The sequence below is a fragment of the Thermosipho affectus genome (genome assembly GCF_001990485.1).
GTDB lineage: Bacteria > Thermotogota > Thermotogae > Thermotogales > Fervidobacteriaceae > Thermosipho > Thermosipho affectus.
The window spans coordinates 39,838-60,085 of record NZ_LBFC01000021.1; the positions used below are offsets into that span (position 1 = coordinate 39,838).

Genomic DNA, 20,248 nt, shown 5'->3' on the forward strand with positions numbered 1-20,248 from the left:
TTCCTCCTTTTAGTGATTACCTTCAACTAATTCCAATAATATTCCACCAGTGGTTTTTGGATGAATGAAAAGAACCTTTGTTCCTCCTGCTCCTTTTTGTGGTTCTTCTGATAGAGGTTTTAATCCCATTTCTTTTGCAAGGGATATAGCTTCATTTATACCGGATACATTTACAGCTATATGATGTATACCTTCCCCTTTCTTTTCTAAAAATTTAGAAACTTCCGAATTTTCATTTATTGGTTCTAAGAGTTCAAAGCGTGTTTCTCCTATTTTCACAAAATAAACCTTTAATCCTCTTTCTGGTATTGTTTCTATATGTGTAACTTCAAGCCCTAAAAAATTCTTATATAAATTTAATCTTTCTTCTGCGTTTTTGACAACAATACCAATATGATCTATTTTGTTTGTTTTCAAACTAACCACCTCCGGTTAAATTGTAACACCGGTTTTTTATATTATCAAATTTCAAAATTATTGATTAAAGCCATCCAAGTATTTTCATAGTCCTTTTAGTAAATGATTTAAGTGCTTTTTTCTCAACATCAGTTCCACTGTATAATTCTTTGAATTCATCTGGTGAGAGTTGGTTTAGTTTTACTTTTGTTTTTGCAATGGCAGTTTCAGTGTACGGTTCGTTTAATATGGATTCTATTCCTATAACTTCGTTTTGTTGAAGAATTTCTTCAAAGTTATTGTATATTATTTTCACTTCACCTGATTTAATTATATAAATATATGTTCCGTTATCTCCTTTTTCAAAGATTTTACTTTCTTGATTTAATTCAATTGTTTTCATTTTGCATCACCCCAACGTATTTAGCGATATCTGAGTAAAATATCCACATTATATTTCCCTCTTCTTTGTATACTAATGCAAGTAAATTAAGTGCATCATGACAAATTTGTAAATTGTCGGAATAATGTAGTAATATCTTTTTACATAATAATTTTGTTATATATCTATCACCAATTGTTGAATAAACTTTTTTGGCTGTATCCAAAATTAATTCTGCTCCAGATTTTGAATCTGGGAATTTTTTTATAAAGTTTTTTAGATAATTTACCTTTGTTATTAATTTCGAATCGTCTATATTTTCTATTAAATGTAAGGCTGTTTCTTCATCATCTGGAAGTTCACCCACACTTAACGATAATAACGTTTCCATGTGTTCAATTACATTATCAAGATTTTCATCGTCTACTATGAAATCTTCAAGAGAAAAGTTTTTTTCCGTGTTTTCCTTCCTTAAGTTTATTAACTTTCTTAGAATATTTTCAAATTCTTCTGATAAAGATACTTCTTCAATTTCAGATTCTTCTATTGCTGAAATATCACCGGACAACGGAATTTCCAGTAGATATTCTGAAACTGCTATATAATCTCCTGCTTCTAATATTACAGGTCCTGATTTTTTCATTTCTCTTACTTTACCCGATTTTAATACGTATAGTTTTCTTGGGATTTCATTTACTGTAAATATTATTCCTTGGACTTTCAAATTTTCACCTCTTTACTTTTAATCTTTTTTTTCCTTTTTTGTCTACAGCTCTTCGTTTGCGCCTATTAACCAAACTAAATTCATCGTGTTGTGTGTTGATTTTTTCCAATTCTTTTTTAGATTGTCTTTCTGTTTCATCTGAAAGCCTTTGAATGTTTAACGTATAGATTATTGTCTGTTCAAAGATCCTTGACATCATTCCATCAAACATTCTGTATGTTTCCTTTTTAAACTCTATTATCGGATCTTTTTGTCCGTATGCCCTGAGGCTTACTGCTTCTTTTACATGTTCAACTTCTTCAAGGTATTGTCTCCAATTTTCATCAATTACCCTTAATGCAATAAATTTTCCTATTTTGTGGAAATCTTCACCAAATTCTTTTTTCTTTTCTTCAAACTTTTCGATTAGTTTGTTTTTCAAAAATTCTTTTAATTCTTCTCTTATGTCTGGTATCTCTCCCGTTATATTTACAATTTTTAGACTTTCTTTTACCTTGTTGACATCACAAACATTTTGTTCGCAAAATTCTTCTAATCTTCTTTCTGTAAAATCTTCAATGGCATCTTTAAAGTGCTCATCTATATTTCCTGAGAGTAAATATTCTCTGTAGCTATAAATGGCTTTTCTTTGTGCATCCAATACAGTATCCATTTGTAGAAGATTTTTCCTGATACCAAAATTTATACTTTCTACTTTCTTTTGTACTTTTTCAATGAGTTTTGTGAGCATTGGGTGGTAGATTGGTTCTCCTTTTTCTATTTTGACTATGTTCATTATTTTTTCTAATTTTTCACCACCAAATATCCTTATTAAATCATCTTCGAGTGATAAGAAAAATATGGATTCACCTGGATCACCTTGTCTTCCAGCTCTACCCCTTAGTTGGTTATCGATTCTTCTACTTTCGTGTCTTTCTGTTCCAATTATTAAAAGTCCGCCAAGTTCTTTAACGCCGGGGCCAAGTTTGATGTCTGTTCCCCTTCCTGCCATATTCGTTGCAATTGTTACTGAATTTTTTTGACCGGCTTTTGAGATTATCTCTGCTTCTTTTTCATGATGTTTTGCATTAAGAACGTTATGAGGTATGTTTTCTTTTTTTAGCATTTTGCTAAGTCTTTCACTTTTTTCTATAGAGGTAGTTCCTACAAGTACAGGTTGCCCCTTTTCGTATCTCTTTTTAATTTCATTAACAACTGCTTGAAATTTTTCTTCTTGTGTTCTATATATCAAATCGTCTCTATCTTTTCTTATCATAGGTTTGTGTGTTGGAATTACAACAACATCCATTCCATAAATTTGCTTGAATTCTTCTTCTTCTGTTTTTGCAGTCCCGGTCATACCGGCAAGTTTTTCATACATTCTAAAGTAGTTTTGATAAGTTATAGTTGCATAAGTTATCGATTCTTCTTTTATAGAAACACCTTCTTTTGCTTCGATAGCTTGGTGGAGACCTCCGCTATACCTTCTTCCTGGAAGAAGTCTTCCTGTAAATTCATCGACAATTACAACTTCTCCTTTATGAATAATATAATCTACATCCTTTTTAAACAAATATTGTGCTTTTAATGCGTTTAGTAAAAAATACATCTTGTTTACATGTTCAGGGTCATATAGATTGTCGATATTTAACAATTTTTCCACATGTTCGATTCCTTCGTCGGTCAATATAACCGTTTTTTTCTTTTCGTCTACTGTAAAATGTTTGTCTTTAATTAGTTTTTTGGCAATTTGGTTAAATCTTTTATAATCTGAGGCCTTTGTTTTAGATGGACCACTAATTATTAGGGGAGTTCTTGCCTCGTCTATTAAGATGCTATCTACTTCATCGACAATGGCGTAGTAGTGGCCCCTTTGAACTCTATCGGAGAGGTCTATGACTAAATTGTCCCTCAAGTAATCAAAACCAAATTCCGTATTTGTTCCATATGTAATATCGCAATGGTATGCTTCTTTTCTACTTATTTCTTTTATTTCTATTTCAAATGCAAGGGTTGCATTTTTTACCTTCTTTTCTTCGGGTAAAAATTCGTCGGAAAAATCTAATGGCCATACACTCAAGTTTTCTTTTACAGCATTTTCAAAAGCTTCTTTATTTTTCCAGATAATTTCGTACGATTTGTTTTGTGTGTTTATTATTCCTACTCTTAGTCCCAAAGCAAGATATATAGGTCCCATCCACATTGCATCTCTTTTGGCAAGATAATCATTTACAGTTACAAGATGTACACCTTTCCCCAAAAGGGCATTTAGTACAACAGGCATAGTTGCTACAAGTGTCTTTCCTTCGCCGGTTTTCATTTCGGCAACTTTACTATCGTGTAATACCATTCCACCAATAAGCTGCACATCAAAGGGTCTTAATCCGATGGTTCTTTTTGCAACTTCTCTTACTATTGCAAAAACTTCATATAGATAATCATCTATGGTTTCTTGGGTAATTTCCTTTTTTATTTTGTTTATTCTTTCAATTAATTCACTAAATTTTGAATTTTCTAAGTTTATTTCGTTGATTTTTTTTACCTTTTTCCAATATTTTTTTAAAACTCTTTCATTCTTGTCGAATAATTTCACAGTTTTTCCTCCCTTTGAACGATTTCATCAAATATTAATTTTCCACCTTTTGAATATATAAAAGTGGGATTATTATATGTTTTTGATAATTGATGTTTTATATCATTTATTTGAATTAGTGGGCTATTTAAAGAAAGTGTAAGTATATATGCAGGTGTTATTCTTAAACCGGCCTTAATTAGTCCGTGACAAGAACCGAAAATTACAACAGAACCTCCTGCATTTATTTCTGAACCCACATGTACGTTTCCAACTAAAATAATATTTCCATTGTGAGTTATTTTTTGACCGGATCTTAGATTTTTAATGAGAATGATAGTCTTCTCTTTTTCTTCTTCTTTATTTTCTACAGTTACATTTTTTTCATCGAATTCATCAGTTATTATAGCTTTAGTTTTGATATTATATTCTTCTAATTTTTCTATTATTTTTGGAACATCGCAAATTTTTTCCTTTAAATTTTTCATTTTTAAAAGTACTTTTTCTCTGCCATCAAAAAAGTGTTTGATTTCTTTCATTTTTGAATCAATATTTGAGAGTAAATTTTGAATTTTATCGTACTCATCAATGTAGAAAACAATATCGGATTTAAATGCTTTTAAGTCAAATGACAAAACACTCCCCCCTTAGAAGACAATGTCTTCTATTTCATCAATCCATTCTCCTAAATCTAATTTTTCAAATGTTTTCAAATGTTTTTTTAGATCGAAAAATACGTTTCTAAATGTTATTTCTTTGTTACCTGAAAATATTTCAAGTGAGCATTCTAATAAAGCGGCAAAATAATCTGCAATTCTAACTATTTGACCTTCAAAGGTAGAAAAAGGATCCGAAACCATATTTTCGTACTTTTTCAAATATGAAATTTTTGGATTTTCCTTTAACCATTCATTAAACATTTCTTTTTCTACCATGGATACCAACATGTCTAATTCTTTTGTTTTTTTCTTGGTTGGAGTTATAACATCTCCAGTAAAAGCTTCTGGTAAGTCGTGTAATAGTGCTCTTTTTATTATGTTTTCAACACTATCTTTTTCAAGATTTAACAGTTTTGCTATTATAAATGAAATTGCCACAACAATGAAAGAATGTCCTGCAACGGTTGTTTTTATGTTTCTATATATCCTATTCCACCTTACCATGGATACCATATTCAGCGCAATTGAAAAAAATATTTTTGGTATATCATCTGGGAAGTTATTATTATATTTATTAAGTTTTTCTTCAAGTTCAAGAATTGGTTTTTTAAAATCAAAAACTTTATCATTTACTTTTGCTTCAAAAAAACTTGTGTAAATATCTGCAAATTTATCAATTGGTTCAAATTTTTCGTCTGTAAGGTTATCTAGTTGGTCTTTTTCTACTATGTTGTATAGATCTTTGAATGCTTTGTCTCTTACTTTTTCCCAGACATCTGGAGAAAGTCTTTCTACGCGCTCTTTAAGTTCAAGTGAAACATCTGAAAGTACAAGTTTGGGTAGTATTCTACTCATTCTCCATTTTACCGCTTTTTCGATTTCCATATTGTAGTATTCTCTTAAGGCAAAGGAAATTAAAAGAGTTGAATAAGCATTGTCAGCTTCGGAAAATTTTACAACCGCTGGCTTGTTATTCCATCTTTGTATTGTAAATAAATTTCCCATCATAAATATTAATTTACCGATTCCCAACATTCTCCCTCCTTTGAAAATATTTTAACACATTAAATTCTTATTGTTTCAAAGTAATTGTCTTGAAGATCAAAAAAAAGTAATTTGTTTACGAGTGCATCTTCAAGATTTCCAGATAAAATTTTTATTGCTTCCAAAACTTGAAATGATGCAGTAATTAAAACAGCAGGTGGAAATACTTGGGGTGTTGTTGGAAAAACATATCCCTTTAATATATTTAATAAGGACTTTGTAACATTTGGTAAGATTACTGTTATTTGTCCAGAAAATCTTTCTACAGCACCGTGTATTAGAGGAATATTTAATTTGTGTGATAAATCATCCAGTATAAGTCTTCCTTCTATATTATCTAGACAGTCAAATATCAAATCAACTTTTTTGGAAAAGTTTTTTGTTATTTTTGAGCGAAGATTTCAACGTTGCAGTTTGGATTAATCCTTTTCAATTTTTCTTTTGCGATTATAACTTTTTGTTTGTTTACGTCGAAATAATCAAATAGTATTTGACGATTTAAATCTGGTGGATCTATACTTTTTGGATCGTATACAACGATGTTTTTAAAACCGAGTCTAACTAGCAATTCCAAATTGGTTAAACCTAACCCACCTGCACCTGCAACCAAAATTTTTTTACTTAATATGTTTTTATCAATTAGTTTTTCATGTCTTGAAATTAATTTTTTCATAATATTATCCCCCTCCAACTGGTATTAATATTATTAGTTCTCCGTCTTCTATGCTTTCTTTGTTTAGGATATTTCACCATTATTTAGGATTATAACAGATACTTTAGTTTTTATTTTATCGTTTAATAGTAAGAAAGTTTTTTCATTTTCTATCAAAAACGATATTTTCTTATGTGTTTTTTGGCTAATTTGTTTTGAAATTTCATCGAGTGTACCAAAATTTACTTCAATTGTATTTACTCCAATTATATTTCTGGCAGCTTCTGAAAATTTTATTTTCATACTTTCGCTCCTTATTTGATATATTCCTGTTAATATTATATAATTTTTCTGGTGATTTATATGATAGTTGTTTTTAGTGATATCCATGGTTGTTTTGAGCAATTTAAAAGGTTAGTTAATTATATTGAAAGAGTTTACAGTGATATAAGGTATATATTCTTGGGCGATTTTATTGATAGAGGTAATGATTCTAAGAAAGTTGTGGACTTGGTTTTAGAGATAAAAAATAAAGTGGTACTTTTGGGTAATCATGAAGAAATGATGTTAAGATACATGCAAGGGAAACCGTCTAGTTGGCTTTCTCAAAACAATGGTGGGTTAAAGACATTGAAATCTTTTGGCAAAAAACTAAACAATTATATTCCTTTTTTCCAGGAACTTAGTTTTATACACTTTGAAAAGATAAAAGATTTTAATTTTGTATTCTCTCATGCAAATATATCAATGTCATTTCCGCTAAGAGAAGCCTTAAGTTTTAAAGGAAATTTTTGGAAATTTTTAGAAGAATATAATGTACCTTTAAAGGGGAGCAATATATGGTATAGAGTACCAGAATATATAGATGGATATGTAGTTGTGCACGGTCATACCCCCGTAAATGAACCTGTTGTTTTGAAGAAGGATGGAAAAATTTATGATATTAACATAGATACAGGATGTGTTTATGGTGGTAATTTGACGGCTATGATTATTGAAGAAAATATAACGTTTATTAACGATGATCTTAAATATTTGGAGGGGAGAATATGAAAGTTGTTGCAATAATAAATTTATTGATTGTAACTTTGATTTGGGGATTAACTTTTCCCATACAAAAGATGATTTTACCAAATATTTCTCCTTTTGCGTATAATGCGATTCGATTTTGGATTGCGACTTTACTTTCGTATTTTATTTTTGGAAGAGGGAATAAATACGGTATAATTTTAGGTGTTGTGTTAGGAATATCATATGCAACTCAAACTTGGGGACTTTCAATAACTACATCTTCAAAAAGTGGATTTATTACCGCATTTTACATAATGCTTATTCCGGTGTTTTCGTATTACATAGAAAAAAAGAAACCATCAAAAATTCAAGTCTTCTCATTTTTGATTGCTATTGTTGGTGAATATCTTCTTTCTGGAGGTATTAATAGTATAAATATTGGTGATATTCTTACGTTTTTCTGTGCTATTTTTTATGCTTTACATGTTGTTTTAGTAACGCACTATTCCAAAAAGTCTAATGAAAAGGATTTGTTAACTTCTCAGTTTTTTATGGTAGCTTTGCTAAATACTTTATTTGGAATAAAAGGTACTTGGAATTTTAGTTTAAATGTTTTATCTGTTGCCTTGTTTACTGCGGTATTTGCCACTATATATGCGTTGATTGCACAAGCAAAATACCAAAAAATTGTAGGAAGCAATACAGCTGCATTAATTTTTGTGGGTGAGCCGATTTTTACAACGCTTTTTTCCATTTTACTTTTATCTGAGAGACTTTCGCTAATGCAAGTATTTGGGATGATTTTGACTTTGTTGGCTTTGATTTTGGCTATAATTCCCAAGAAATTTTTAGGATTTTTAAGAGAGATGTAGAATGATTAGAATGAGGAGGGGAAAGATGTTTAATACGAATTTTCATACATTAAAGATTGCAATGGATGTAGCTTTAAAAAGGCAAGAAATACATTCACAAAATATTGCAAATGCGGAAACTCCAAATTATAAAAGAAAATATATAGCATTTGAAGAATTATTAAGTGAATCGAAGATGAAGTTAAAATTAAGAACTACTTCTGCTAATCATATAAGTAATATTAAGGAAAGCATAAATCCTATCTTAAAGACACAGGAAAACACCTCCTTAACTAATGATAAGAATAACGTAGATATTGATGTCGAAATGGCTGAGATGGTTAAAAATGCTTTAAAGTATCAAACACTTTCTAGACTAATAAGTGCAAACATTGAAAGGTATAACACAGTTGTAAGAAATATTAGATAAGGAGGATTTGTATGAACGAATTTAATATAATGACAATTGCTGCAACAGGTATGTCAGCTCAAAGATTGAGAATAGATGTTATTACAAATAATCTTGCAAATTCTGAAACTACACGTACAAAAAATGGGGAACCGTACAGAAGAAAGGTTCCGGTCTTTCAAGAATTGGTTAGGAATATTAAAGGTAGGGTGGAAAATGGAGGAGTTATTGTTAAAAAAATATATGAAGATCAATCTCCTTTTAGAATAGTTTACGATCCTACTCATCCGGATGCTGATGAAAATGGTTATGTGAAATTACCAAATGTTAATGTAGTAAGGGAAATGGTTGATATGATAAATGCTCAACGTGCGTATGAGGCAAATGTTACTGCTTTTAATACCACTAAAGCGATGATTAATAGTGCGCTCCAAATTGGGAGGTGATTTGAATGATAGATAAGGTAAATGGAATAGGAAATTATGGGAATTTAAAACCAAATTCTTTGAAAAAGCAAAATAGTGATTTTACAAGTATATTGAATGATGCTATAAAAAGTGTTAATCAACAGCAAAAAAAGGCAGAACAAATGGCAGACGATTTTGCCACAGGGAAGATAAGTAATATACACGAGGTAATTGTGGAAGCTGAAAAGGCATCAATTTCACTTAGGCTTACTGTTGAGGTAAGAAATAAGATAGTAGATGCGTATAAAGAGATAATGAGGATGCAATTTTAAAAAAGGCTTCGGGAATTCCCGAAGCCTTTTTTTATTCTACCTTTATATCTATAATTTTCTTTTCTTTTTCTACTTTTTTAGGAAGTTCAATTTTTAAAACACCATCGTTAAATTTAGCGCTTATTTTTTCTACATCTACATAATCTGGTAATACAAATGCCCTTTCAAATTGACCTTCGACTCTTTCGATAACTCTGTAGTTCTTGTTTTTATCTTCTCTGTTAAATTTTCTTTCTCCCTTTATTATTAAGACTCCATCTTCTATTGTTATTTTTACATCATCCTTTTTCATTCCAGGAAGTTCTGCCTCGATTACAACTTCATTTTCCGTTTCATATATGTCCACTTTTGGGAAGTGAATTCTGGAACTTCTTGAAGGTTCCATGAAATCTTCAAATAATCTATCAATTTCCCTTTGAAGTTCTACAAATGGATCAAAGTAACCTCTTCTTGCTAACATAGTTTCACCTCCTTTTTTATTTACTATTTTCTGATTGTTGATTACCATTTTGTTTGTATATATATTCACCTATTTTGTTTTTCTCCCTATCAAGCTCGTCAAACAACATCTTTATTCTTGGTATATCGTTTTTGTTTATAGCATCTCTTAAGTCTTTTACTAAGTTTTCAAGTTTTTGTTTTTCGTCTTGAGGAATCTTATCACCATATTCCTTTAGGGATTTTTCTATGTAGTATGCAAGGTCGTCTGCTTTGTTCTTTAATTCCACTTCTTCTCTTCTTCTTTTATCTTGTTCTTCGAATTTCTTTGCATCCTCTATTATCTTGTTAATATCATTTTCAGAAAGTTTATGTCTTCCAGAGACAACCATAGATTGTTCTTTTCCAGTTCCTAAATCTTTTGCAGAGACATGTACTATACCGTCGCTGTCAATGTCAAAAGTAACTTCAATTTGAGGAACTCCTCTGGGAGCAGGTGGAATTCCAACTAATCTAAAGCTACCAAGCAATATATTATCCGCTGCAATTGGTCTTTCGCCTTGATATACTCTAACTTCTACCTCGGTTTGACCATCTTCTGCTGTTGTAAATACTTTACTCTTCTTAATTGGTATTGTTGAATTTCTAGGAATAATTGGTTCAAATAATCCGCCTTTTACTTCAATTCCCAATGTTAATGGAGTGACATCTACTAGGACAATATCTTTACCTTGTGCACCTTCTTCGCCAGCTAATATTGCCGCTTGAATAGCTGCTCCAACTGCAACAGCTTCATCGGGGTTTACTCCTTTATTCGGTTCTTTTCCAAAAATTTCTTTGATAAAGTTTTGTACCATAGGTACTCTTGTCATTCCGCCAACCAATATTATTTCATCAATATCTTCTGGTCTAAGTTTTGCGTCTGATAAAGCTTGTTCTATAGGTTTTCTCGTCATTTCTACTAGATCTCTAGTAAGAGATTCAAACATCGAACGTGTTAGTCTCATTTCAAGATGCAACGGACCTTCTGCGGTAGCTGTTATGTAAGGAAGACTTATATCTGTTTCTAACTTACTTGAAAGCTCAATTTTTGCTTTTTCAGCTGCATCTCTTAACCTTTGTAATGCTTGTTTGTCTTCTCTAAGGTCAACACCATGTTGTTTTTTGAATTCTTCAGCTAACCAGTCAATTATTTTTTGATCAAAGTCGTCTCCTCCAAGATGGTTATTACCAGATGTTGCGATTACTTGAATAACTCCATCCCCTATTTCAAGGATCGAAACGTCAAATGTACCTCCACCTAAGTCGTATACCAAAACTTTTTTTTCTTTTCCTTTTTTGTCGAGACCATACGCAAGTGCAGCGGCTGTAGGTTCGTTTATTATTCTTAAGACTTCAAAACCAGCTATTCTTCCAGCGTCTTTTGTTGCTTGCCTTTGTGCATCGTTAAAATATGCAGGACATGTGATTACCGCTTTTTTTATTTCGCCACCCAAATATTCTTCAGCATCTCTTTTTAACTTTTTTAATACAAATGCACTAATCTCTTGTGGGGTGTATTCCTTGTCGTCGATTTTTACTTTGTAATCTGTTCCCATTTTCCTTTTAATTGATTTTATAGTCCTATCAGAATTCAAGATTAATTGTCTTTTGGCAGGTTCGCCAACCAATATTTCACCCGATTTACTAAAAGCGACTATTGATGGTGTAGTTCTTGTACCTTCAGCATTTGGAATAACCTCAACATTTGAATCTGGTTTCATCCATGCGATTACACTATTTGTTGTTCCCAAGTCTATACCTACAACGTATTCTTTCTTATTTGCCATTTTTCCACCTCCCAGTTTATATTATATGATATTAGCACTCTATTGTCAAGAGTGATAACACAAAATTCTAAAAAACAGGAAGGCTCATGAATAAATGCCTTCCTGCGTGTTAATTTGTTGTTTACTTAAAATTATAGCAAACGTAACTTTTAATTGTTATCGGTTGTTGAGGATAATTTTACTGCTGTACCATATGCTAATATTTCTGCGGCACCACTCATTACTGCAGCGCTGGAAAATCTTATTGACACTATAGCATCGGCTCCTAGCTTTTCTGCTTCGTCGATCATCCTTTCTATTGCTTTGTTTCTTGCTTCAGTCATCATTTCTGTATAGGATTTGATTTCACCACCGGCCAATGTTTTAAATGCTGCGGCTATGTCTTTCCCAAGATGTTTGGAATGTACTATGTTTCCCATGACTACTCCCAATATTTTTGTTATTTTGTACCCTGGAACTTTTTCCGTGGTAGATATTAACATAATGTTCTCCTCCTTTAATTTTTTACTTTAATTTTTTATAAATTTTATAATTTCATCAATAACTTTTGCATCAACATGATTTTCGATTAAGTATGCATTTGGTGTTTTTTCACCTGGTATAAATAAATGAGTTAATCCATTAAAGAGTATAATTTTGGTATTGTTAGTTAAGTGTTCTTTGAATATGTTGTAGTCTTTTAAAGTTACTTGATAATCATTTTTTCCAAAAAGTATTAAAGTTTTCACCTTTCCTAAGTATTTTAATGGGTTGTAGCTTCGTAAATCATACCAATATTTTGCTTTTGCGCCTAATACAAATTCGTCATTTGGTATTTTATTTTCTTTAAGCTCTTGTAGTTTCTGTAATATTTCATTACTTGTATTTTGGAGAAATTTTAATTGATCAGCTATTACATCTTCTAAATTTCTTGCAGGTGGGGCAAGCAATATTAATCCTGAAATATTATCATTTATTGTTGCAATGTATGGGGCTACATATGCACCAAGGCTATGTCCAAGTAGATATATCTCTTTGTAGTTATAATCCTTGAGTAATTTTATTGCTTTTAGAACATCGTTTATTATTTCTTCTTTAATTGTTATATTTTCATTTGCTTGATACAAAGTTCTTTTGTTATATCTTAATACTGCTATATTGTTACTTGACAAGGCATATGCTATATCTTTAAATATTTTGTTTGGTCCAATTGTTTCGTCCATATCTTGTGGCCCTGAACCATGTATTAAAATTACCGCGTATTTTGTGTGCTCTTTTGGAATTGTTAATTTTCCTGGAAGATCACCAACTTTTACGTCTTTTTCCACAAATTTATCACTTTTAACGTACTGTGGTATTTTATATTCTACATTTTGCGCAGGAGAGAAAAACAAGCCATCGATTTTTCCTTCTTTGTTTAGAGTGATAGATATATTTAAATTGCTTTTTTTAAACTTAGATGTGAATATGAAGACTTTATATGGTGGTTTTTCTATTATTTGCAATTTTACTATCTTTTCAAATTTTCCGTATGTTGATGTTATTTGCTGCCATATTTTTTTTATTTTTTCTATTGGAAGATGTTGTTTCATTATATTGGATGATAGATTGTACGCCACTTTGTAGTTTTCATTTACAAGTGCATAAAAATAATTGTAAGCTATTTTTTCAAAATTTGATGAAAATAAAAAAGTTGAGAAGATTACAATAGAAATTATCCATCTTTTCATTTTTACACCTCCTTATTTTCAAATAAGTAATACGAAAAGGATAAAAGTATTGTTCCAATTAAAATTAGTGATGTTGAATATGTAAAGTCTATTGTGGATTCTTTAAAAATTTTGTAGCCAAGAACATATTTATAGGTGTTAAGAAAACTTATGGGTCTTAAAAATCCGAGGGTAGTTGAAATACCTAGTATTGCAAAAGAAGTTAGCAAGGGTTTAACTTGATCGTTAAAAATCACAGAGAACATAAAAGATATGGAATACCAGAAAAATGCACCGATAAAAGAATGTATGAAAAATTTTGTAGTTGTCTCAAAAGAAAGTGTTTTATTTGTGATTATGGAGTAAATATATGGAATGTAAGATAGAACAAAGATTTCTATAGAAAGTACAATAAAGCTGACGATAAACTTGTTGTAAAATATGTTTTTTCTTGATTTTCTTACAAGTAAAAATGAGATTGTTTCATTTTCAAATTCCCTTGAAAATAGTGGAAATGAAAGTATTATACCAATTATAGGAATTATTTGTCCAAAATTTTTCCCAAACCACTGTGATAATATGTAAAAATCCCAATTTTTGAGTTTTTCAACAAAATTATTTCCTACGAATCTTTGTATGACCTCTGAGTTTTTGTTTAGAAGATCTATCACAAAATTTTGAAATGGTGCAATAGAAAAAAAGAGTATTAACATTACAACAAAGGTGAGAATACTTCTAGTTTTCATATCTATCCATTCTTTTTTCATAACTTTTCCCCCTTTACAAGAGCCTCAAATATTATTTCGAAAGTTGCGGATTTTATATTCCCTTTTGCATTTTCTTTCTTGCAAAGGATTATTTTTTCGTTTCCTGTTTTTTTGTATAAAAGTCCTTTGATATTTTCGTTAGTAACACATAAAACATATTTTTCTTTGATGTTATCCATGTAATCGTATTCGACAATTTTTCCATTGGACATAATTGCAATTTTGTCTGCAATTTTTTCTACTTCGGAGAGTATGTGACTTGTTAAAAATACAGTTTTTTCTTCAAATGATAGTTTTCTAATGATTTCGATTACTTTTTTTTGCATTAGAGGGTCAAGCCCCCATGTGGGTTCGTCAAAAAAGTATATATCGACGTTTTCAGATAGTACAATTGCAAGATATAACAATGTTGTCATTCCATGTGATAATGTTGCAATTTTTTCATTGAGCGGAAGTTGAAATTCATTGACAAAATCCAATGATTTTTCCAATGAAAAGTTTGAAGAAAGTTCTTTGGTTATTTCCAATATTTTTTTTACTGTTAAATATTTATATAATTCTTTTTTTTCGGGAAGATATGTATATGTTCCATTGAGTATGATTTCTCCTTTGTCTTTTTTCCTTAAGTTTAATATGCACTTTAAGGTTGTTGTTTTACCAGCACCGTTGGGACCTAAAAGTGCAAATATTTCGCCTTTGTTTACTTCAAATGAGATATTATCTACCGCTTTTTTTGAACCATATGCTTTTTTTAAATTTTTAACTTTTATCAAGGAAATCACCCCCTCTAATAAATTCACAAATTTCATTTATTGAAATTCCTGCTTTTAGGCATTTTTTTACAATTTCAGATAGTTCTTGTAGTATTTCCATATTGAATTTTTCCAAAGAATCCTTTATTACTATATATCCTTCACCGCGAACTGCTTTAATAACATTTTCGTTGGCTAATTCTCTGTATGCTCTTGCTACAGTGTTTAAATTTACATTTAGATCATTAGCTAATTTCCTTATAGAAGGAAGAAAATCACCGTTTTTTAATCTACCCTTTAAGATTTCAAGCTTTATATTTTCAACAATTTGTTTATATACAGGGATGTGAGATGAAAAATTTATACTAAACCACATATTACACCTCCTACACTGTAATATTATAATATTACAGTATGCATAAGTCAAATAAAAAAATCCAAGTAATCCTTAAAGATTACTTGGATTTATACGATTTTTGAGTGTTACTGTAAATTTTCAATTATAACGGCAGTGCCCATACCTCCACCGATACATAATGTGGCAAGTCCATATCTTAAATTTCTCTTTTTCATTTCGTATAGTAGCGTTACTATTATTCTGTTTCCACTTGCACCTATTGGATGACCAAGAGCTATTGCGCCACCATTTACATTTGTTCTCTCGAGTATCCAGTCTTTACTTATACCAAATTTTTCGCTCCACAATTTTATTACCGCAAGACTTTGTGCTGCAAATGCTTCGTTTAACTCTATTAGTTCTATATCTTCCATCTTTAAATTTGCTTTTTTGAGTACTTTTTCCGTTGCGGGGACAGGGCCAAGTCCCATTTCCATTGGATCCACTCCTGCTTGTGCCCATGCTATTATTCTTGCAAGTGGCTTTAAATTGTTCTTTTCAACATATTTTTCAGATGCAAGTACTATAGCACTTCCTCCATCGTTTATACCGCTTGCATTTCCCGCGGTTATCGTGCCGTCTTTTTTAAAAGCTGGTCTTAACTTTGAAAGTTTTTCAAGTGTTACGTCAAGCCTTGGATGTTCATCTGTATCAAAAATTTTAGTTTCTTTTTTTGTGATTATCTCTACTGGAACAATTTCGTCTTTGAATTTTTCTTCCTCTATTGCTTTTTTGGTCTTCATTTGACTTTCATATGCAAACTTATCCTGTTCTTCTCTTGAAATTTGGTATTTTTCCGCTAAATGTTCTGCGGTAAGTCCCATGTGTATGTTGTTAAAAACATCGGTAAGTCCATCAATTATCATGTGATCTATTACTTCAAAATTTCCAAACTTTACCCCATATCGTGCTTTTGAGGGGAGTAAATAAGGAGAAGCAGACATGTTTTCAATACCCGCAGCAAGAACAAGATCAGCCTCTTTGGAAATGATATCAACTGCTCCTATCATAACAGCTTTCATGCCGCTGCCACAAAGCATATTGACGGTATACCCAGGTTTTTCCTTTGGAATACCTGCATATATCCCCACTTGCCTACCAGGTCCCATACCTTGTCCTGCAGTAAGAATAGAACCAACGATAGTTTCGTCAAAATCTTCTTTTGGAACGTTTGCCTGTTCAATAGCCGCCTTAGCAGCTATTGCCCCAAGCTTTGGTGCAGGTATATCTTTTAAACTCCCCGCAAATGTACCTATCGCTGTTCTTTTTAGTCCGAGTATGTATACCATTATATCCCTCCTAGTTGGATTAAAATGTTTTTATTTCTTTGTTAATAATTAGATTTGCATCTGTTAATTTAAGTACCTCATCAATTGTAGTTTCTTCGGAAATTTCTTTTAATACTAATCCTTCATTTGTAGGTTCAATTACGGCAAGTTCTGTGACTATTAAATCTACACGTCTAACCGAAGTTAAAGGTAATGTGCATTTTTTAACAATTTTTGGTTTTCCCTTTGCAGTATGGGTCATTGCGACTATAACTTTTTTTGCACCTGTGACTAAATCCATAGCGCCACCCATACCAGGAATCATTTTGTTTGGAATCATCCAATTTGCAAGGTGTCCTTCTTCGTCTACTTGGAGGCCACCGAGTACAGTAATATCTAAATGTCCTCCACGGATTATTCCAAAGGAAAAGGCGCTATCAAAGGTCATTGCACCGGGCAATGCTGTAACATAACTTCCACCTGCATTTGTCAAATCTTTGTTTTCAAGACCTACATTTGGAGCAGGTCCCATACCGATAATACCATTTTCGCTTTGAAAAAACACGTGAATATTTTTTGGAATGTAATTTGCCACTAGAGTGGGTAATCCTATTCCAAGATTTACCAATTGCCCATCTTTCAATTCCTTGGCTACTCGTATTGCAATTTTTTCTTTTATATTCATTTTTCCACCCCCACAATGTAATCGACGATTACTCCTGGAATTTTTATTTCATTTGGGGCGAGTGAACCTGTGGGGACTGTTTCTTCTACTTCTACTATTACCATTTTGGCGGCAAGTGCCATTAGTGGATTGAAATTTTCTGCGGTAAGATTAAATACTAAATTCCCCATGTAGTCTGACTTTTTAGCTTTAATAATGGATATGTCTGCGTGTAATGGGAGTTCTAAAAGGTATTTTTTTCCATCAATTTCTAATAGTTTTTTTCCGTTTTCTACCACGGTTCCTACTCCAGTAGGTGTTAGTATTCCTCCCAATCCTACCCCAGCAGCACGAATTCTTTCGGCTAGTGTTCCTTGTGGAACTAATTCAACTTCTAAGCTTCCTTCTATCATTTGTTTTTGAGTTTCTGGATTTGTTCCAATGTGTGAAACTATTACTTTTTTACATAACTTATTTTTTATTAATTTACCTATTCCTTTGTCTTCAAATGCCGTATCGTTTGCTATAACAGTGAGACTTGAGATCTTATTTTTTACTATTTCGTCAATAATTTTTTCTGGAGTACCTACTCCAAGGAACCCACCAATCATTAAAGTAGCTCCTTCGTATATTAGTGTCTTGATTTCTGATATATCTATTACTTTCAAAAAATCTCCCCCCTTTTTTGTAAAAATGTTTCAAAGAAATTATAACGTTTTTCTAAAAATTATTCAAAAAGGAAAAGAGCAGAAAATTTAAGGTTTTTTGGTTATAAAACCTAATAAAAAAAAACTCCAGGATTTCCTGGAGTTTAATCATTTAAGAACTCTTTAATTTTTTTTGCTGCTTTTTTTCCTGCGCCCATTGCAAGTATTACAGTTGCCGAACCTGTTACAATATCTCCGCCAGCGAAGACTTTTGGAATACTTGTTTGGCCATACTCGTTTGTTTGTATGTATCCCCATTTGTTTAACTTTAAACCTTCAAATTTTGAAAGCAAAAGTTTGTTTGGGTTTGTTCCTATAGCTTCAATTGCAATTTCTGTAGGAATAATGAATTCACTATTTTCTATTGGAATAGGTTTTCTTCTACCACTTTTATCTGGTTGACCTAACTTCATTTTTACACACTTTATGCCAATTAAGTTTCCTTCTTTGTCACCAATATAGCTAATAGGTTGTGTGAGTAGTTGGAATTTCACACCTTCTTCCTTAGCGTGGTGGATCTCTGCTTTTCTTGCAGGCATTTCTTCTTCGCTTCTTCTGTAGATTATAGTAACATTTGCTCCGAGTCTTAAAGCACTTCTTGCGGCATCCATTGCAGTATTTCCTCCCCCAATTACCACAACATTTTTACCAATTTTTACTGGAGTGTCATATTCTGGGAATTTATACGCCTTCATTAAGTTTATTCTTGTTAAAAATTCATTTGCAGAATAAACACCGTTTAATTCTGTGCCTTCTATATTCATAAATTTTGGTGTACCGGCACCAACACCAATAAAAATTGCATCGTATTTTTCTAATAATTCTTGCGGTTCAATCGCATTTCCCACGGGAATATTTAAGAGTATGTTTACTCCTAGTTCTTTCAAAAAATCAACTTCTTTTTTTACTATTGATTTTGGTAAACGAAATTCTGGAATTCCGTATATTAGAACACCACCAGGCTCTGAGAATGTTTCATATACATCAACCAAAAATCCTGATTTTGCAAGTTCAGATGCAGCAGTAAGTCCAGAAGGTCCAGCTCCTATTATTGCTATTTTCTTATTTAATTTTTTTTCAATTTTTATCTCATCTTTTATATTGTTTTTAGATGCCCAATCGGCAACAAATCTTTCTAACGATCCAATAGCTATGGGTTTTCCCATTTTATTTAATACACAGGCACCTTCGCATTGTACTTCTTGTGGACACACCCTTCCGCAAATTGCAGGAAGAGCGTTGTATTTTTTCAATATTTTGTATGATTCTTGGAATTTTTCATTTGCAATTTGTTTTATAAATCCAGGAATGTCAATGCCGACGGGACACCCTTTTACACATGTAGGGATTTTGCATTGTAAACATCGTTTTGCTTCTATTATTGCTAAATTTTCAGTATACCCCAATGAAACTTCAGAGAAGTCTTTTGCACGTTCTTTTGGATTTCTTTCGATAGGGTTTACTCTATCTTTTAAAGCCATGTTGGTTCCCCCACAATCTTTAAGTAATTTTCTAAAGCCTTCTTTTCTTCTGCTTTATATTGTGAAAGTCTTGTTAAGAAACTGTTCCAGTCAACATCTCTGCCATCAAATTCGGGACCGTCAACGCAAGTGTATTTTAATGTATCTTTTATTCTAACACGACATCCACCACACATTCCAGTTCCGTCAACCATTATGGCGTTTAATGAAACAAAAATTTTTAAATTGTGTTGTTTGGCAACCTCAGAACAAGCTTTCATCATTAAAGCGGGACCTATAGCCCATACAACATCGTATTTTTCTTCCTTTATCAACTTTTCCATTAATTGGTTAGGAAATAACTTTTCGCCTTTACTTCCATCATTAGTTGCAAAATATAAGTTTTCTGAATCTTTGAATTCATCTTCCAAAATTATAGATTCTTTGTTTCTTGCAGCTAAAATTGTATCTACCTTATTACCGACATTTATTAATGCATCAACGATTGGTGCAATTGCTGCAATTCCTACGCCACCACCAATTACCAATACTCTTCCATAACGTTTTATTTCACTTGGAGTTCCTAGAGGTCCTACAACATCCTTTATATAATCATTTTCTTTTAGTTTGCAAAGTTCATACGTGCTCTTACCAACTGCCTTTACTATTACTCTGAACATATTGCCTTTAGTTTTAGAGATAGTTAAAGGAATTCTTTCGCCACCTTCGTGAATTCTAAAGATAACAAATTGTCCAGGTTTGGCTTTTTTTGAAATTATTGGGTTTTCTATCCAGAAAAGATGTACACCATATGCCAATTTTTCCTTTTTTACTATGTTATTTAACAATAAAAGCCCTCC

General features: G+C 31.7%; 26 protein-coding genes. 5 read left to right on the forward strand and 21 right to left on the reverse strand.

Annotated elements, in window-relative coordinates; genetic code table 11:
* Window positions 1-9 precede the first annotated feature (9 nt).
* The 9 genes from mce to XJ44_RS06425 form a co-directional block, all read right to left on the reverse strand.
* Window positions 10-417 (reverse strand): methylmalonyl-CoA epimerase, encoded by a 408-nt coding sequence (mce, locus tag XJ44_RS06390; protein ID WP_075666158.1) that lies wholly within the window; start codon window positions 415-417, stop codon window positions 10-12.
* Between the two features lie 64 nt (window positions 418-481).
* Entirely contained in the window at window positions 482-799 is a 318-nt protein-coding gene (locus XJ44_RS06395) for a cyclic nucleotide-binding domain-containing protein (RefSeq protein ID WP_077198451.1), read from the reverse strand.
* Window positions 786-1,502: a hypothetical protein gene (locus XJ44_RS06400; protein WP_077198452.1), complete on the reverse strand. Its 717-nt coding sequence runs from the start codon at window positions 1,500-1,502 to the stop codon at window positions 786-788. The genes XJ44_RS06395 and XJ44_RS06400 overlap by 14 nt, the downstream gene beginning before the upstream one ends.
* Before the next feature lie 4 nt (window positions 1,503-1,506).
* Window positions 1,507-4,074 carry a preprotein translocase subunit SecA gene (secA, locus tag XJ44_RS06405; RefSeq protein ID WP_077198453.1) on the reverse strand — a complete coding sequence of 856 codons (2,568 nt, stop codon included), beginning with the start codon at window positions 4,072-4,074 and terminating at the stop codon, window positions 1,507-1,509.
* Window positions 4,071-4,688, reverse strand: a complete 618-nt coding sequence (gene minC, locus XJ44_RS06410; protein WP_077198454.1) for a septum site-determining protein MinC — start codon at window positions 4,686-4,688, stop codon at window positions 4,071-4,073. Before minC ends, secA begins: the two co-directional genes overlap by 4 nt.
* Window positions 4,689-4,700: 12 nt before the next feature.
* On the reverse strand, window positions 4,701-5,747 hold the full coding sequence (locus tag XJ44_RS06415) for a YfbR-like 5'-deoxynucleotidase (protein ID WP_232218170.1): 1,047 nt from the start codon (window positions 5,745-5,747) through the stop codon (window positions 4,701-4,703).
* A 29-nt stretch (window positions 5,748-5,776) separates the two neighbouring features.
* Window positions 5,777-6,112, reverse strand: a complete 336-nt coding sequence (locus XJ44_RS09450; RefSeq protein WP_255407165.1) for a HesA/MoeB/ThiF family protein — start codon at window positions 6,110-6,112, stop codon at window positions 5,777-5,779.
* 26 nt (window positions 6,113-6,138) lie between these two features.
* Window positions 6,139-6,429: a HesA/MoeB/ThiF family protein gene (locus XJ44_RS09455; protein ID WP_250636768.1), complete on the reverse strand. Its 291-nt coding sequence runs from the start codon at window positions 6,427-6,429 to the stop codon at window positions 6,139-6,141.
* A gap of 63 nt (window positions 6,430-6,492) precedes the next feature.
* Window positions 6,493-6,711 carry a hypothetical protein gene (locus XJ44_RS06425; protein ID WP_083638873.1) on the reverse strand — a complete coding sequence of 73 codons (219 nt, stop codon included), beginning with the start codon at window positions 6,709-6,711 and terminating at the stop codon, window positions 6,493-6,495.
* A gap of 60 nt (window positions 6,712-6,771) precedes the next feature.
* Here XJ44_RS06425 and XJ44_RS06430 point away from each other — a divergent pair, with 60 nt between their 5' ends.
* Genes XJ44_RS06430 through fliE form a run of 5 tightly spaced genes read left to right on the forward strand, consistent with a single transcriptional unit; the run spans window position 6,772 to window position 9,418 of the window.
* Window positions 6,772-7,461 (forward strand): metallophosphoesterase family protein, encoded by a 690-nt coding sequence (locus tag XJ44_RS06430; protein WP_077198455.1) that lies wholly within the window; start codon window positions 6,772-6,774, stop codon window positions 7,459-7,461.
* Window positions 7,458-8,291 carry a DMT family transporter gene (locus XJ44_RS06435; protein ID WP_077198456.1) on the forward strand — a complete coding sequence of 278 codons (834 nt, stop codon included), beginning with the start codon at window positions 7,458-7,460 and terminating at the stop codon, window positions 8,289-8,291. The genes XJ44_RS06430 and XJ44_RS06435 overlap by 4 nt, the downstream gene beginning before the upstream one ends.
* Before the next feature lie 25 nt (window positions 8,292-8,316).
* Window positions 8,317-8,700: a flagellar basal body rod protein FlgB gene (gene flgB / locus XJ44_RS06440; RefSeq protein WP_077198457.1), complete on the forward strand. Its 384-nt coding sequence runs from the start codon at window positions 8,317-8,319 to the stop codon at window positions 8,698-8,700.
* Between the two features lie 11 nt (window positions 8,701-8,711).
* The gene (flgC, locus tag XJ44_RS06445; protein WP_077198458.1) at window positions 8,712-9,125 is read left to right on the forward strand and encodes a flagellar basal body rod protein FlgC; all 414 of its coding nucleotides are present in this window, start codon (window positions 8,712-8,714) and stop codon (window positions 9,123-9,125) included.
* A 5-nt stretch (window positions 9,126-9,130) separates the two neighbouring features.
* Entirely contained in the window at window positions 9,131-9,418 is a 288-nt protein-coding gene (gene fliE / locus XJ44_RS06450) for a flagellar hook-basal body complex protein FliE (RefSeq protein WP_075666168.1), read from the forward strand.
* 31 nt (window positions 9,419-9,449) lie between these two features.
* On the opposite strand, the gene XJ44_RS06455 is transcribed toward fliE, so the two are convergent.
* From XJ44_RS06455 to XJ44_RS06510, 12 genes are all read right to left on the reverse strand, one after another.
* On the reverse strand, window positions 9,450-9,878 hold the full coding sequence (locus tag XJ44_RS06455) for an Hsp20/alpha crystallin family protein (protein WP_077198459.1): 429 nt from the start codon (window positions 9,876-9,878) through the stop codon (window positions 9,450-9,452).
* Between the two features lie 16 nt (window positions 9,879-9,894).
* On the reverse strand, window positions 9,895-11,685 hold the full coding sequence (gene dnaK / locus XJ44_RS06460; protein WP_077198460.1) for a molecular chaperone DnaK: 1,791 nt from the start codon (window positions 11,683-11,685) through the stop codon (window positions 9,895-9,897).
* 149 nt (window positions 11,686-11,834) lie between these two features.
* Complete coding sequence (locus XJ44_RS06465; protein ID WP_077198461.1) at window positions 11,835-12,167, reverse strand: YbjQ family protein; 333 nt, start codon at window positions 12,165-12,167, stop codon at window positions 11,835-11,837.
* Window positions 12,168-12,194: 27 nt separating this feature from the next.
* Complete coding sequence (estD, locus tag XJ44_RS06470; protein WP_077198462.1) at window positions 12,195-13,394, reverse strand: esterase EstD; 1,200 nt, start codon at window positions 13,392-13,394, stop codon at window positions 12,195-12,197.
* Window positions 13,395-13,396: 2 nt separating this feature from the next.
* Window positions 13,397-14,140: an ABC transporter permease subunit gene (locus XJ44_RS06475; protein WP_077198463.1), complete on the reverse strand. Its 744-nt coding sequence runs from the start codon at window positions 14,138-14,140 to the stop codon at window positions 13,397-13,399.
* Entirely contained in the window at window positions 14,137-14,949 is an 813-nt protein-coding gene (locus XJ44_RS06480) for an ABC transporter ATP-binding protein (RefSeq protein WP_143609007.1), read from the reverse strand. The genes XJ44_RS06475 and XJ44_RS06480 overlap by 4 nt, the downstream gene beginning before the upstream one ends.
* A complete protein-coding gene (locus XJ44_RS06485; RefSeq protein WP_075666174.1) occupies window positions 14,900-15,268 on the reverse strand; it encodes a GntR family transcriptional regulator in 369 nt (122 codons plus the stop codon). Before XJ44_RS06485 ends, XJ44_RS06480 begins: the two co-directional genes overlap by 50 nt.
* 107 nt (window positions 15,269-15,375) lie before the next feature.
* Entirely contained in the window at window positions 15,376-16,578 is a 1,203-nt protein-coding gene (locus XJ44_RS06490) for an acetyl-CoA C-acetyltransferase (RefSeq protein ID WP_077198464.1), read from the reverse strand.
* Window positions 16,579-16,597: 19 nt separating this feature from the next.
* Complete coding sequence (locus tag XJ44_RS06495) at window positions 16,598-17,242, reverse strand: 3-oxoacid CoA-transferase subunit B (protein ID WP_075666176.1); 645 nt, start codon at window positions 17,240-17,242, stop codon at window positions 16,598-16,600.
* Entirely contained in the window at window positions 17,239-17,889 is a 651-nt protein-coding gene (locus tag XJ44_RS06500) for a CoA transferase subunit A (protein ID WP_075666177.1), read from the reverse strand. Before XJ44_RS06500 ends, XJ44_RS06495 begins: the two co-directional genes overlap by 4 nt.
* Before the next feature lie 143 nt (window positions 17,890-18,032).
* Window positions 18,033-19,409, reverse strand: a complete 1,377-nt coding sequence (gene gltA, locus XJ44_RS06505) for an NADPH-dependent glutamate synthase (protein ID WP_077198465.1) — start codon at window positions 19,407-19,409, stop codon at window positions 18,033-18,035.
* On the reverse strand, window positions 19,400-20,236 hold the full coding sequence (locus XJ44_RS06510; RefSeq protein WP_075666179.1) for a sulfide/dihydroorotate dehydrogenase-like FAD/NAD-binding protein: 837 nt from the start codon (window positions 20,234-20,236) through the stop codon (window positions 19,400-19,402). Before XJ44_RS06510 ends, gltA begins: the two co-directional genes overlap by 10 nt.
* Window positions 20,237-20,248 lie beyond the last annotated feature (12 nt).

Bases quoted from the DNA above. Each gene is read 5' to 3' on its own strand.
- XJ44_RS06395 (WP_077198451.1), bottom strand. From the start codon at position 799: ATGAAAACAATTGAATTAAATCAAGAAAGTAAAATCTTTGAAAAAGGA.
- XJ44_RS06415 (WP_232218170.1), bottom strand. From the start codon at position 5,747: ATGTTGGGAATCGGTAAATTAATATTTATGATGGGAAATTTATTTACA.
- XJ44_RS09455 (WP_250636768.1), bottom strand. From the start codon at position 6,429: ATGAAAAAATTAATTTCAAGACATGAAAAACTAATTGATAAAAACATA.
- XJ44_RS06425 (WP_083638873.1), bottom strand. From the start codon at position 6,711: ATGAAAATAAAATTTTCAGAAGCTGCCAGAAATATAATTGGAGTAAAT.
- XJ44_RS06430 (WP_077198455.1), top strand. From the start codon at position 6,772: ATGATAGTTGTTTTTAGTGATATCCATGGTTGTTTTGAGCAATTTAAA.
- XJ44_RS06435 (WP_077198456.1), top strand. From the start codon at position 7,458: ATGAAAGTTGTTGCAATAATAAATTTATTGATTGTAACTTTGATTTGG.
- flgB (WP_077198457.1), top strand. From the start codon at position 8,317: ATGTTTAATACGAATTTTCATACATTAAAGATTGCAATGGATGTAGCT.
- flgC (WP_077198458.1), top strand. From the start codon at position 8,712: ATGAACGAATTTAATATAATGACAATTGCTGCAACAGGTATGTCAGCT.
- fliE (WP_075666168.1), top strand. From the start codon at position 9,131: ATGATAGATAAGGTAAATGGAATAGGAAATTATGGGAATTTAAAACCA.
- XJ44_RS06455 (WP_077198459.1), bottom strand. From the start codon at position 9,878: ATGTTAGCAAGAAGAGGTTACTTTGATCCATTTGTAGAACTTCAAAGG.
- dnaK (WP_077198460.1), bottom strand. From the start codon at position 11,685: ATGGCAAATAAGAAAGAATACGTTGTAGGTATAGACTTGGGAACAACA.
- XJ44_RS06465 (WP_077198461.1), bottom strand. From the start codon at position 12,167: ATGTTAATATCTACCACGGAAAAAGTTCCAGGGTACAAAATAACAAAA.
- estD (WP_077198462.1), bottom strand. From the start codon at position 13,394: ATGAAAAGATGGATAATTTCTATTGTAATCTTCTCAACTTTTTTATTT.
- XJ44_RS06475 (WP_077198463.1), bottom strand. From the start codon at position 14,140: ATGAAAAAAGAATGGATAGATATGAAAACTAGAAGTATTCTCACCTTT.
- XJ44_RS06480 (WP_143609007.1), bottom strand. From the start codon at position 14,949: ATGAAATTTGTGAATTTATTAGAGGGGGTGATTTCCTTGATAAAAGTT.
- XJ44_RS06485 (WP_075666174.1), bottom strand. From the start codon at position 15,268: ATGTGGTTTAGTATAAATTTTTCATCTCACATCCCTGTATATAAACAA.
- XJ44_RS06490 (WP_077198464.1), bottom strand. From the start codon at position 16,578: ATGGTATACATACTCGGACTAAAAAGAACAGCGATAGGTACATTTGCG.
- XJ44_RS06495 (WP_075666176.1), bottom strand. From the start codon at position 17,242: ATGAATATAAAAGAAAAAATTGCAATACGAGTAGCCAAGGAATTGAAA.
- gltA (WP_077198465.1), bottom strand. From the start codon at position 19,409: ATGGCTTTAAAAGATAGAGTAAACCCTATCGAAAGAAATCCAAAAGAA.